Below are 13,520 nucleotides of genomic sequence, written 5' to 3'. Positions count from 1 at the left end.
GCTCATCACCATTGCGGTCCGCTCCTCCTGGGCCAAGGCTGGTCGCATGTCCCGGGCGGCGAGGAGGACGGGCTGATGACGAGTGCGAGCGGTACACCGGACGCCGAACGGCAGCGACTGGCCGAGGCCGACGCCGGTACGGCCCCCTGGCGGCGCTGGGGACCGTACCTGAGCGAACGTCAGTGGGGCACCGTCCGCGAGGACTACAGCGAGAACGGCGACGCCTGGTCGTACTTCACCCACGACCAGGCGCGCTCCCGCGCCTACCGCTGGGGCGAGGACGGCATCGCCGGAGTCAGCGACGACAAACAGCGCCTGTGCTTCGCGCTCGCCCTGTGGAACGGCCGCGACCCCATCCTCAAGGAACGCATGTTCGGCCTGACCAACGCCGAGGGCAACCACGGCGAGGACGTCAAGGAGTACTGGTTCCACCTCGACAACACGCCCACCCACTCGTACATGAAGTACCTGTACAAGTACCCGCAGGGCGAGTTCCCCTACGGCGACCTCGTCACCACGAACCGGGCCCGCGGCCGTGAGGACTTCGAGTACGAGCTCCTCGACACCGGCGTCTTCGACGAGGACCGCTACTTCGACGTGTTCGTCGAATACGCCAAGGCGGGCCCCGAGGACCTCCTGATCGAGATCACCGCGCACAACCGCGGCCCCGACGAAGCGGTACTGCACCTCCTGCCGACCCTGTGGTTCCGGCACACCTGGTCGTGGGCGGGCGGCACGGCGGTCCCCGCACTGCACGCCACGGACGGGTCGATCCGCGCCGACCACGAGGAACTCGGCCCCCGATGGCTGTACCACCAGGGCGGCGAGACCCTCTTCACCGACAACGAGACCGACAACGAGCGCGTCTTCGGCAGCCCCAACAGCACGCCGTACGTCAAGGACGGCATCGACCGCTGTGTCGTGCAGGGCGCCCGAGAGGCCGTGAACCCCGCGCGCACCGGCACCAAGGCGGCCGTCCAGCACGTGCTGACGATCCCCGCCGGCGACAGCGCCCGCGTCCGCCTGCGCCTGACGGACACCGAACTGAATGACCCCTGGAGCGAGTTCGACGCGGTCCTCGACATCCGCCGTGCCGAGGCCGACACCTTCTACGCCGGCATCACCCCACCGGCCATGGGAGAGGAGGAGCGACGGCTCGTCCGCCAGGCCCTCGCGGGAATGCTCTGGAGCAAGCAGTACTACTACCTCGACGTGGAGCGCTGGCTCGCCGAACACGGCGTCGACCCCCTCGCCGCCGACCCCCGCGTCCGCAACAGCGCCTGGTACCACATGGTCAACGACGAGATCATGTCGATGCCGGACACCTGGGAGTACCCCTGGTTCGCCGCCTGGGACCTCGCCTTCCACACCCTGGCCCTCGCCATGGTCGACATCGGCTTCGCCAAGTCGCAGCTGGAGCTGCTGCTGCGCCGCCTCTACCTGCACCCCAACGGCCAGATCCCCGCGTACGAATGGAACTTCGGCGACGTCAACCCACCCGTCCACGCCTGGGCCGTCCTCTTCGTCTACGAACTGGAGAAGCACCGCACCGGCCGCGGTGACCGCGCCTTCCTGGAGAACGCCTTCCAGAAGCTGTCCAAGAACTTCACCTGGTGGCTCAACCGCAAGGACGCCGACGGGAACAACGTCTTCCAGGGCGGTTTCCTCGGTCTCGACAACATCGGCGTCTTCGACCGCAGCGCGCCCCTGCCCACCGGCGGACAGCTCGACCAGGCCGACGGCACCGCGTGGATGGCCCTGTACTGCCAGAACCTCCTGGACATCGCCATCGAACTCGCCGTGGAGAACCCGGTCTACGTCGAGCAGGCGCAGATGCTCTTCGAGCACTTCGCATGGATCGCCGTCGCCATGAACCGGATCGGCAAGGACAACGCCAGCCTGTGGGACGAGGAGGACGGCTTCTTCTACGACGTCCTCAGGCTGCCCGACGGCAGCGCGACCCGCCTGAAGGTGCGGTCCCTGGTCGGCCTGATACCGCTTGCGGCGACGAGCGTGATCGGCGGCCGCGCGAACCGCGCCTTCCCCGAACTGGTCGAGGGGGCACGGGACTTCATCAGGCGCCACCCTGCCGTGGAGGCCTTCGTGACGCGGCACGCGGGCGGCGGCCCCACCGCCGACGGACGGTATCTCTTCGCGCTGTTCGGCGAGGACCGGCTGCGCCGCATCCTGGCCCGCATGCTCGACGAGGACGAGTTCCTCGGCCCGCACGGCATCCGCTCCTTGTCCCGCCACCACGCGCGGCACCCGTACACCTTCGACGTGCACGGGCAGACCTTCGGCGTCGGCTATCTGCCCGCCGAGTCCGACTCGGGCATGTTCGGCGGGAACTCCAACTGGCGCGGCCCGGTGTGGTTCCCGATGAACATCCTGCTGATCCGCGCCCTGCTCAACCTGCACGGCTACCACGGCCCCGAGTTCACCGTGGAGTGCCCGACCGGCTCCGGGCGCAGGCTCAACCTGTACGAGGTCGCCCGCGAGATCTCCGACCGGCTCACCGCCACCTTCCTGCCCGACGCCGACGGCCACCGGCCGGTCCACGGCGCCCAGCCGATGTTCGCCAAGGACCCCCACTGGAAGGACCTCGTCCTCTTCTACGAGTACTTCCACGGCGACAACGGCGCCGGCCTCGGCGCCTCCCACCAGACCGGCTGGACGGGCCTGGTGGCGGCCACCGCGACCCTCTTCCACTCCATCAGCGAGGAGGACTGGCACCGGGGTGGGCGGGAGTCGCTGTCATGACGGTGATCCACGAGATCAACACACTGGTGTGGCTGGGTGAGTTGAGCCGCCGGTACGGGCGTCACGTCACTCTCGGGGAGGTGCCGGAGGAGGTCTGGGACTCGCTGGTGCTTCCCGGTGTCGACACGGTCTGGCTGATGGGCGTGTGGGAGCGCAGCCCGGCGGGACTGCGGATCGCGTTGCGCGACGAGGGTTTGACGGCTTCCTTCCGTGACGCCCTTCCCGATGTCACCGAGGCCGACATCGCCGGATCGCCGTACTGCGTGCGGAACTACGTCGTCGATCCGGTGCTGGGCGGCCCCGAGGGTCTCGCCGCCGCCCGAGCCCAACTGGCCGCCCGCCACATGAGGTTGCTCCTCGACTACGTGCCCAACCACATCGCCCCCGACCATCCCTGGCCCACCGAACGCCCCGACTGCCTGATCCAGGGGAGCGCGGAGGATCTCGCCCGGGCCCCGGGCGGCTTCATCGAGACCGGGGGCGGGATCTACGCCCGCGGCCGCGACCCGTACTTCCCGCCCTGGCCGGACGTGGTCCAAGTGAACGCCTTCAGCGAGGAGCTGCGGACCGCGACCGTCGAGACCCTCGTGTCCATCGGCGACCAGGCCGACGGGGTGCGCTGCGACATGGCCATGCTGCTGATGAACGACATCTTCGGCAAGACCTGGGGAGACCGTGCGGGCACGGCTCCCGCCGAGGACTTCTGGCCGTACGTCATCCCCCGGGTGCGGGCCCGCCACCCCGAGTTCCTCTTCGTGGCGGAGGCCTACTGGGACCTCGAAGGGCCGCTCCGGCAGCAGGGCTTCGACCACTGCTACGACAAGCGCCTCTACGACCGTCTGCTGCACGAGGACGCCGGCTCCGTCCGCGCCCACCTGGGCGCCGACCCCGCCTACCAGCGCGGCCTGGTCCGCTTCCTGGAGAACCACGACGAACCCCGGGCCGCCGCCACCCTGCCCGGCGACCGGGGACGGGCGGCGGCCGTGACCGTCGCGACCCTGCCCGGAGCGACCCTCTGGCACGAGGGCCAGTTCGAGGGCCGCCGGGTGCGCCCACCGGTGTTCCTGAGGCGCAGGCCGCGGGAGCCCGTCGACGAGCCCCTGCGCGACTTCTACGGCCGGCTGCTGCCCGCCGCTGCCGCCGTGCGCCGGGGAGACTGGCGGACGCTGACACCGACGGGCTGGCCGGACAACGACACGCACCGCCACCTGCTCGCCTGGACCTGGACGCACCCCGACGCCCGCCACCTGGTCGTCGTCAACGACTCCGACCGCCCGGCCCAGGCGAGACTGCCGCTGCCCTGGGACGACCTGAGAGGCCGCACCTGCCGTGCGACCGACCTGCTCACCGGTGCGGTGTACGACCGTGACGGAGACGAACTGGCCGACTCCGGACTGTTCGTGTCCCTGGAGGCCTGGGGCTGTCACGTGCTCAGGTGGTGAGGGCGAGGGCGCGGGCGTACCGTCGTACCGAGACCATGAGCACCGACCCGCAGGCGACTCCTGCTCCTCGGACCACCCCACCGGACTCCGGCGGCGGTGGCAACCTCATGGCGTTGCTGGTCATCGCGTCCTGCCAGTTGATGGTGGTGCTCGACATCACCATCGTGAACATCGCGCTCCCGGACATCCAGCGGTCCCTGGACTTCTCCACCACCAGCCTTGCCTGGGTGGTCAACGCGTACACCCTCACCTTCGGCGGGCTGCTGCTGCTCGGCGGCCGGGCCGGGGACATCCTCGGCAGACGGCGGGTGTTCATCTGCGGAGTGCTGCTCTTCGTCCTCGCCTCCCTGCTCGGCGGGCTCGCCCAGAACGAGGGCCAACTCCTCGCCGCCCGCGCCCTCCAGGGAGTCGGCGGTGCCATCGCCTCCCCGACCTCGCTCGCCCTGATCAGCACGACCTTCCGTGAAGGACCCGAGCGCAACCGGGCGTTCGGAGTCTTCGCCGCGGTGTCGGCGGGCGGCGGTGCGATCGGACTGCTCGCCGGAGGGGTCCTCGTCGAGTGGCTCAACTGGCGGTGGGTGCTCTTCGTCAACGTCCCCATCGGACTGCTCATCGCGCTCGCCACACCGCGCTGGATCAGGGAGTCCGAGCGGCATCCGGGCAAGTTCGACGTCACCGGCGCGCTGACCGCCACGGCGGGCATGGTGCTGCTGGTGTACGGCTTCATCCGGGCCGCGCAGGAGGGCTGGCGGGACGCGCTCACGCTGGCCTCGTTCGCCGCGGCCGTGCTGCTGCTCGTGGTGTTCGTGCTGGTGGAGAAGCGTTCCCGGCAGCCGATCACCCCGCTGCACATGTTCGCCGACCGCAACCGCGCGGGCACCTACGGCATCATGCTGTGCCTCGCGGCCGCGATCTTCGGCATGTTCTTCTTCCTGACCCTCTTCACCCAGAACGTCCTGGACTTCAGCCCGCTGGCAACCGGGTTCGCGTTCCTGCCGGTCAGCGCGGTCATCGCGGTCGGCGCCGGACTCGCCTCGCGGTTCCTGCCCGTCTACGGGCCCAAGCCCTTCATGGTGGGCGGCGCGATCCTCGCGGCGGCCGGGCTGGCCTGGCTGACCCTGACCGACGTCCACTCCACCTACGCGGGCAGTGTCCTCGGCCCGATGCTGGTCTTCAGCCTCGGCATGGGCATGGAGTTCGTGTCGCTGACCCTGATGGCGCTGTCCAACGTGCCCACCGAGGAGACGGGTGCGGCCTCCGGACTCCTCAACGCCACCCAGCAGGTGGGCGGTTCGCTCGGGCTGTCCATCCTGGTCACGATGTTCGGCACGGCCAGCACCAACGAGGCGGAGAAGCAGGTCCCGCGCTTCCTCGCGCAGGCCACCCCGGTCGAGCGCCGGCTCTTCGAACGCACCGGGCAGCTTCCGGGCCCCTGGGGGGACGAGGTCCTCACCGCCGGTGTCTCGGCCGCGTTCGTCGTGGCCGCCGTGTTCACCGCGGTCGCCGCGCTCATCGCCGTCGTGGTCATCCAGGTCCGCCCCTCCGACCTGGAACGCCTCAAGGGCGGCCCGCCGCAGCCGTAGGGACGAGACCGAGCCGCTGGGCGCGCAGCAGCGTGCTGATGCGGTCGTGCGTGCCGAGCTTGCGGTAGATGTTCGCGATGTGCTTGTGGACCGTACGCTCGGATATCCCGAGCCTGCGGCCTATGGACAGGGCGGTCAGGGCGTCCCCGAGCAGGAGCAGCACGGTCGTCTCCCGGGGAGTGAGGGCCACCTCCGCCGCCTCCTCGGAAGGCGCGCCGAGCCGCCGCAGGAGTTGCCGCTGCTGCTCGACGGCCGCCAGCAGGGACTGCGCCTGTACGGCCAGACGCAGTTCGTCCTCGGTGAAGTCCCGCCCCGAGCGGTACACCATGCACCCGGTGATCGGAGTGGTCGACCGCGGCAGCGGAATCCCGAGGACGTGGTCGACGTCCAGGAGATCGTCGAGCAGGCGCGCGGTCGGGCTCCCCGACCAGGAACGACCGGCCACCCGACGGGCCGTGACCGGAGCCCGTTCGGCGCGTTCCGCGTAGTGGTCCGCCAGCGGATAGCCCGCCCGCAGCAGCGCCATGTCCTCGTCCCCGAGCGCGGCGAACTCCGCGTCGGCATCGGGGGACAGCCCGAGCGTGCCCTCGCTCTCGTTCCAGTTGTCCAGCTTGTAGATCAGGGCGTCGCCACCGAGCAGGCCCGGCAGTTCGGCCGCCAGCAGCGGCCACAGTCGCTCAGGGTCGCGTTCGTGGAGCGCGGCGACGGCGACCGACAGCATCCGCTCATACGCAGTTGTACCCATACCGGCGTAGTACCTCGCTGACCCACACTTCATCCGAGCAACATCGACGTTCTCGGATGTACTCCAGCACATTGAAGCTCCGGCGGGCCGCAGTGGGGGAGGGCGGCCCGTCGGACACGCCTGTCTCCCGCGGGAACGGCAGCGCCGGCCGCGACGCGTGCGGGCCGCCGGCACGGGGGACCGGCGGCCCGCACGCAACCCCGGCCCTACTGGTCGGGTGCCTCCAGCGCCGGGCCGGGCGTGGGCTCCGGGTTGAACACCGGGTGGTAGCTCTCCGGCGGCGCGAGGTACGTGGCGGGCAGCCCGCCCGTGTCGATCACGATCTGGTCCACCGCGATCGCCGGGTCGACCATGAAGATCCTCAGCACATGCTCCCCGGCCTCGGCGACCGTCACCGTGGCGGTCAGTCTCTCCACGCCGTCCTCCACCTGCCGGGCCCAGGCGTCCCCCCGGTTGCCGGTCGCGACGGCCTGCCCGGACAGGACGGTCACCGGCTGGTCGTCCAGAGCGACGGCCACCCGCCGCCGCCCGCGCTCGTCCAGCGAGGGCAGCCGGAAGACGGTGACGGGGAAGGTCCCGGTGCTGGTGAACCGCACCCGGTACCGCAACTCCGGCGCACGCGCGGCGAAGTCACCGGTGATCGGAGACGCCGTGGAAGGCACGGCCTCGACGGCTCCGGTACGGCGTCCGAGGCCCCGCACGGTCCGCCAGCGGCAGCCGCTCCGGCCCACCCTGCGGTCGGCGTGCGCCGCGTCGATCGACACGTATCCGTGGGCCTCGACGAAGCCACGGGCCCGCCGGGGGCCGTTGACCACGCGCAGCGGCACGTCGTGGCGCTGCCCGGCGCCCGTGAAGCCGACCGTGGCTTCCTGGGCACCCTCGGGCGCGCGCTCCCAGTCGATCTCCACCCACACCCGCCGCTGCTCGGTGAGCGGGCCCCCGGCCGTGCTCAGCCTCACCCACGGGTGACTGGCCTCGGCCGCCCAGTCCAGCGGAAGGAACCCGGTGTTGAAGACGTCGACGAAGCGCCGGTCGCGGGTGTACGAGGAGAACGACAGCGGCCGGGCCGCCCCGGTCTCGTTCCCCTCGGCCGCCACCCCGAGCCCCGAGGTCTCCTGCCGGGCCACCCGGGTGACGGCCGGACGCCCCGGCGCCTTCGGGATCTGGGACGGGTACGGATTGACGATCCCGTCCCATTTCCCGCCCGACACCTCGGTGTTGTACTGACTGGTGAGGGCGGCCTCCGCCGTGTGCGCGGCAAGCGCCAGGTCCGCGAAGCGGTTGCTGCCGGCCCCGCGGCCCTGCCGGACGGCGAGGGCGTTGCGGTCCGCCCAGTAGTACTTCAGGTTCATCAAGCAGGCGCCGTGCACCGGGTATTCGACCAGTTCGTAGAAGGCGTTGCGATACACCTCGGGCAATTCGGCGCCCACCGTCCGCACGCGGGCGAGGAGTCGGTCGTACGCCGCCATCCGGCGCCCCGCCTCGTCGCCGTGGTGGACCACGGACACCAGGCCCGCGGCGATGAACTCGGGGCGCAGCTCCCCGGTGAGCCGGTAGTACTCGGTGCGGATCGCGGCGATCTCACGGGCGTGCCGTCGCCCGAACTGCCTGCCGGCCCACTCGGCGAGGAAGCCCTCGACCTCGCCCGCCTCCCAGCGCTCCACGTCCCAGGCCATGTCCATCGCGAAGGACAGTCCGGTCTCGATCGACTTGAGGTCACCGACGTTGAAGATCCACATACGGTCGGTGCCGTGCTCGTAGACCCTGCGCAACTCCTGCCAGACCTTGGCGACCTGGGTCGTGTCCAGCCACAGGTAGCTCTTCGGTCGGCCCCAGTAGGACAGGTGGTAGTAGATCCCGTTGCCGCCCGGCCGCGCCCGCTCCGCCTCGGTGGGCAGCTGGCGCATGTTGCCGTGGTTGTCGTCGGGCCAGATCAGCGTGACGTCCTCGGGGACTTGGACACCCGCGTTGTACAGGTCCAGGACCTCCTTGTACGGGATGAAGATCTGCGGCTCGGCCGCGGTGCCGACCTCTTCGGCGAGGATCCTGCGCTGGTCGGCGATGATGTCGTTCATCACCACGACCTTCTCCGGGATCGTGGTGGCGTACTTCGTCTCCAGCGCGCTGTCGTGCAGACCGCGCATGCCGAGCGTCCAGCTGCTCTCGTACGCGGCGTTCTGTCTCGCCCGCGCTCTCCAGTAGTCGGAGATGACGGCGGGATTGACCGTGTAGTCGTAGACCGGCGCACTGCCGTCCGCGTTCGGGTGCTCGGCGATCCAGGGCTCCCACTCGTGGACGCCGTTGCGCAGCAGGGCCTCGGGGTGGCTGGAGCCGACCACGATGCCGTAGCGGTCGGCGAGTTCGGGGTTCTCCCGGTACTTGTTGAAGAAGTCGGAGTACGGGTGCATCGCCGGCCACAGGTAGTTGGCCTTCAGGCGCAGCAGCAGCTCGAAGACCCGTTTGTACGTCTCGGGCCCGATGTTCTTGTCGGTCTCCTGGGTGCGGTGGGACCACGTGGTCAGGTTCTGCTCGTCGTTGATGAAGACGCCGCGATAGCGGACCGAGGGTTCGTGGCGGGTGAAGGGCCCCGCCGGGACCGTCACCGTGTCGCGACGCTCGACGGGGACGTCGGCCCACCAGTACCAGGGGGAGACGCCGATGCGCTCCGAGGTGTCGTAGATCCCGTAGACCGTGCCGCGCCGGTCGCTGCCCGCGATCACCAGGGCGCGGGCGACACCGGGGAACGGACGCTCGATCACCTGGGTCACGGACGCCTCCCAGCGGCCCTCCACCCGGGAGACGTCCAGACGGCCCTGTGCGACGAGGTGGTCGAGGGCGGGGCTCGCGCCGAGTGTGCCCACCAGGACGAGCAGCGGGGCGCTTTGCGGCAGTGTGCGGAGCAGGTCGGGTCTCACCCCGCAGACCCGTTCGACGTCCGCCTGGAGGTCGCCTGCGGCCCGGACGACGGCGGGGTCGTCCGCCGCGTCCACGAAGATGCCGACGGCCGTGCCCGCGGCCGCCAGCGGAAAGTCGGGACGGCCCGACGGGGCCGCCTGCGCGCTCGCCGGGATCAGTCCGGGGAGCAGGGGGGCCGCGCCGACGGCGGCCATTCCCCGGAGGAAGGACTTGCGGGTCCATTGCTGGTGCGGCACGAGACGCTCTCCCCAGGTTGGCATGGTCAGGACAGAAAGCGCTTTCTCAGGAACCCTAGGGGAGGTGATCGTGGGGCGTCCAGAGGTGTGCGTGAAGGGAGTGCCGTCGGGTGTCGCGGGACCGGGGTGAGGGGGTTCGCGGGACCAGGGTGAGGGGGTCCGCGGGACCGCCGTGCAGGGTCCCGCGGTACCGCCGTGCCGGTTTCGGGTGCCCCGTCAGACGGGACGGATCGCGCCGCGGATGATCGACTCGCCGGTCGGGTAGATCGACTCCTCGCGGATGGACGCCCCGGGGCCCGGCGCGTGGATCATCATGCCGTTGCCGGTGCACAGGCCCACATGGCTGAAGTCGTCGTGGAAGAAGACGAGGTCGCCGGGTTGCATGGCGTAGAGCGGGACCGCGGTGCCGGTGCTCGCCTGACCGAGCGAGGTGCGGGGGAGCGAGACCCCGGCGACCTTCCAGGCGGCCTGGGTGAGGCCGGCGTTGTCGTACGACCCCGGGCCCGCCGCGCCCCAGACACAGGGCTTGCCGATCTGGGAACGGGCGAAGGCGAGGACCTGGATGACCTTCGAGTCGTAACCGGGGTCGGTGACGGGGAGGGTGGCGGCCGGGGCCGGGGCCGGGGCCGGGGCGGCGGGGGCCGCTGTCGGCTGCGGTGCCTGCCAGGCCGGTTCGGCGGCGCGGGGGGCCGGGATCGCCGGGATGCTCTGGGTGACGCCAGGGTTCGCCGGGGTCGGCTGGGCGAGGTCGACCGGTGGGGGCGCGAGCGTCGCGAGGGGGGCGGTGAGGGCGGAGTGATCCTGGTACGCCGTGGCGGGTTGCGCGCTGTACTCGGGGAAGGCTGTGGTGGCCGGTGCGCTGTACTCGGGGAAGGCCGTGGTGGCCGGTGCGGAGTACTCCTGGTAGCCCGTGGTGGCCGCCTGGGTGGCGTATTCGGGCAGCCCGCCGCCGAGTTGGCCGCTGTAGTCAGGGAAGCCGATGGCGGTCTGCCCGGTGTACTCGGGCTGCGCCGTGCCGAGTTGACCGGTGAGGTCGGTGAAGCCCGTGGTGGTCTGCGGGCTGTACTCGGGGTATGCCGTGGCGGCCTGCGCCGTGTACTGCGGGAAACCGGTGTCGGTTTGCGCCGTGTACGCCGGGAACGCGGTGGTCGGTTGCGGTGCGTACTCCGGGACCCCGGTGACGAGCTGCGGGGTGTACTCCGGGACGCCCGTGACGAGCGGGGAAGTGCCCACGGTGGGGATCTCGCCGGTGCCGCCGAGGTCCTGCGGGGCCGGTTCCGGCGCCCAGGACGGCGACTGGGCCGGCGCGGCGGTGAGAGCGGCCGGTGCCGTCTCCGGTGCGCTCGGCAGGGCGAGCGCGGGCTTGGCGGTCAGCTCCGGCAGGGATCTTTCGGCCGGCTTCGACTCACGTGCCGCGGGGGCGGGGCGCGGGCCCCGCGTCTCGGCGCGGCCTGCGGGGAGGCGGTCGGAGGGCAACGTCGCCGCGATCACGGGCCCCACCTTCGCACGGGCCGCGCCGTACCACTGCTTGGCGATGTCGTCGAGGGCGGGATCGCCCCCTGACCTGCGGCCGCCGCCGGTCGCCGGAGCCTGGCGACCACGCTTGCTCGACGCCGTGCCGGCCGCGCGTGTGGCGTTGTAGGTGCCGGAGTCGTCCTCGGCGCGGTCGTAGAGGTTGGTGATCCGCCGGCTCACCTCGTCAGGGCTCGGTCCCTCGTCGGCGGCCGCGTTCCCGGTCTGGGAGAGGAGGGCCGCGGAGGCCATCGCCGCTGTCGCGATCGCGGAGTTGCGCTTGGCCGGGAGGCTGAACCCTCCATTGCGCGAAGTTCGATCCGGCGCCATGAAAGACGTGCCCCTTCCGTCGTGCTGCTCGCCGCAAACTTAGCCAACTTGTGAGGCTCGCGTGAAGATTGAAGTGTGAAAAGTGTGAGATGTAACTGTGACCTTCGTCGCCTGCGGACGCGGATCGGGTGAAAGTCAGTGGTCGCGCCGCTGTGCGCGCCACGCCTCGTAGTGGTCGAGGACCGTCTCCTCGACCGGGCGGTAGACGATGCCCAGTTCGTTCACGCTGCGGCTGTTGTCCACGCGGAAGCGGATCCCGAGGTGTCGTCGGATGTAGTCCTGGGTGAGCCCGAAGGCCGGGCCCAGGACGCGCACCGGCCAGTGGGGGAGCGCGGTGCGCGGGATGCGCAGGCCCCGGGGATACCGGGTGCGGATGATGCGGGACATCTCGTGGAACGACGTCATCGTCTCCGCGGCCAGGATGTAGCGGCCCTTCGCGTCGGGCTTCTCCGCCGCGGCGATGTGCGCGTCGGCCACGTCGCGGACGTCGACCGTGGTGAAACTGAAGTCCGGAGCGCCGTAGAAGAAGTAGCCCTTGAAGAGCTCCTCCAGGAGGAAGAGGCTGCCGGACTCCGAGCCGGGGGTGAGCGAAGGGCCCAGGATCAGGCCTGGGTTGACGGACACCATGCTCCAGCGGTCCTGCGCGGCCTCCGCGTCCCAGGCCGCGCGCTCGGCGACCGTCTTGGCGTAGTGATACGGGTTGTTCTCCACTGTGCTGCTGGTGTTGAAGTACTTCTCCGACAGGACCTGCCCGTCCATGTCCCGCACGTCGGAGTAGTCGCCGAAGATCGCGCCGACGGTGGAGGTGAGGACCAGCCGCTCCACGGACGGTGTCCGCCCGATGCCGGCCAGGACGTTGCGCGTGCCGGTCAGGGCCGGGTCCACCATGTCCTTCCGGCCGTCCTTGATCTTCTCCGGCATGAAGAACGGCGAGGCCACGTGGAAGACCACCCGGCAGTCCGTCATGGCCCGGTCGAAGGAGCCCTCTTCGAGGAGGTCCGCCTCGAACAGCGTGAGCCGGCCGGGGAACTCCTCCTGCATGTCCCGCAGCGGCCGCACCTTCACCGGGTTCGCGAGACTGCGCACGGTGGCGTGGACCTCGTAACCGCGCTCCAGCAGCCGCCGCACCAGATGGCTGCCGACGAATCCGCTGCCGCCGGTCACCAGAACCCTGCCCGACTCCGCACCCATGCCGTCGCTCCTCCACCCGGGGGGTGACATTCAAGCACCGGCCGATCTTCAACGGGAGGTGTCCGGGCTGCCGTCGGGGTCCCGGTTCAGCTCTGCGGCACGGGCTCCGCTCCCCCCTGGTCCAGACGGAACGGCGGGTACTCGTCCGTCAGGAGCGAGATGTACGCCGACACCCGCAGGGCCCAGCGGTTGAGGCCGACCACCAGGTCCCAGATGCCGCCCGGGTAGTGGCCGGTGAAGAGCAGGGAGATCCCGGCGAAGAAGGTCAGCAGGCCGATGAGGGCACGGATGCCGCCCGCGACGCCGAGGACCAGGAAGTGCGGGATCGCCAGCAGCCACCACTTCACCAGGACCAGCCCTCGGGACAGCTGCTCGGGGTACGTCACGTCCCAACGGGCGGGGTAGTCGGGGGCGTCGGCGAGGGTGAAGGGCGGGTAGCGGTCGGTGCCGAGGGCGGCGTAGGCGTAGTAGGAGACCCGCCAGTCCCAGCGCAGCACGCCGACCGCGAAGTCGAAGAGGGGGCGCGGGTAGCGGCCCGTGACGAGGATCGCGAAGAACGCCACCACGCTCACCACCACGAAGCCCACCCACAGGACGGCCAGGACGACGAAGTGGGGGAGCGCGAGCAGCCACTTCACCAGCCACAGCCAGCGGGAGAGGCCGGGATCCAGCCGGGCCGTGAGGCTCGCCGGGTAGGGCGCGGGCAGGGTTTCGGTGCGCAGGGTCTCGGTGGTCATGCCTCCGGTCCTCTCGGGTCGCGGGACGAATCGACCGTGGTGCCGGTGGGGGGTGACTCCGACCAGTG

At 70.7% G+C, this 13,520-nt stretch carries 8 protein-coding genes; 3 read left to right on the top strand and 5 right to left on the bottom strand.

The features are described 5' to 3' along the window. Positions 1 to 75 precede the first annotated feature (75 nt). The 3 genes from IOD14_RS27710 (at position 76) to IOD14_RS27700 (ending at position 5,785) form a co-directional block, all read left to right on the top strand. The gene (locus tag IOD14_RS27710; protein ID WP_212671841.1) at positions 76 to 2,760 is read left to right on the top strand and encodes a glucosidase; all 2,685 of its coding nucleotides are present in this window, start codon (positions 76 to 78) and stop codon (positions 2,758 to 2,760) included. After that, positions 2,757 to 4,202: an alpha-amylase gene (locus IOD14_RS27705; protein WP_212671840.1), complete on the top strand. Its 1,446-nt coding sequence runs from the start codon at positions 2,757 to 2,759 to the stop codon at positions 4,200 to 4,202. Before IOD14_RS27710 ends, IOD14_RS27705 begins: the two co-directional genes overlap by 4 nt. A gap of 107 nt (positions 4,203 to 4,309) precedes the next feature. After that, positions 4,310 to 5,785, top strand: a complete 1,476-nt coding sequence (locus IOD14_RS27700) for an MFS transporter (RefSeq protein ID WP_123992516.1) — start codon at positions 4,310 to 4,312, stop codon at positions 5,783 to 5,785. Here IOD14_RS27700 and IOD14_RS27695 read toward each other — a convergent pair. From IOD14_RS27695 to IOD14_RS27675, 5 genes are all read right to left on the bottom strand, one after another. Further along, positions 5,760 to 6,530: a LuxR C-terminal-related transcriptional regulator gene (locus IOD14_RS27695; protein WP_123987531.1), complete on the bottom strand. Its 771-nt coding sequence runs from the start codon at positions 6,528 to 6,530 to the stop codon at positions 5,760 to 5,762. The two genes, IOD14_RS27700 and IOD14_RS27695, sit on opposite strands and share 26 nt — an antisense overlap. Before the next feature lie 206 nt (positions 6,531 to 6,736). Next, complete coding sequence (locus tag IOD14_RS27690) at positions 6,737 to 9,640, bottom strand: glycosyl hydrolase 115 family protein (protein ID WP_212673412.1); 2,904 nt, start codon at positions 9,638 to 9,640, stop codon at positions 6,737 to 6,739. Between the two features lie 258 nt (positions 9,641 to 9,898). Next, a complete protein-coding gene (locus tag IOD14_RS27685; protein WP_212671839.1) occupies positions 9,899 to 11,524 on the bottom strand; it encodes an NlpC/P60 family protein in 1,626 nt (541 codons plus the stop codon). A gap of 135 nt (positions 11,525 to 11,659) precedes the next feature. Further along, positions 11,660 to 12,715: an NAD-dependent epimerase/dehydratase family protein gene (locus IOD14_RS27680; protein WP_123987529.1), complete on the bottom strand. Its 1,056-nt coding sequence runs from the start codon at positions 12,713 to 12,715 to the stop codon at positions 11,660 to 11,662. Positions 12,716 to 12,801: 86 nt separating this feature from the next. Further along, on the bottom strand, positions 12,802 to 13,452 hold the full coding sequence (locus IOD14_RS27675) for a DUF4389 domain-containing protein (protein ID WP_212671838.1): 651 nt from the start codon (positions 13,450 to 13,452) through the stop codon (positions 12,802 to 12,804). Between the last annotated feature and the right edge of the window lie 68 nt (positions 13,453 to 13,520).

The sequence above is a fragment of the Streptomyces sp. A2-16 genome, from assembly GCF_018128905.1.
Classification (GTDB): Bacteria; Actinomycetota; Actinomycetes; order Streptomycetales; family Streptomycetaceae; genus Streptomyces.
Note: the sequence above shows the minus strand (reverse complement) of the source record. Positions and strands in the feature narration are given on the sequence as shown.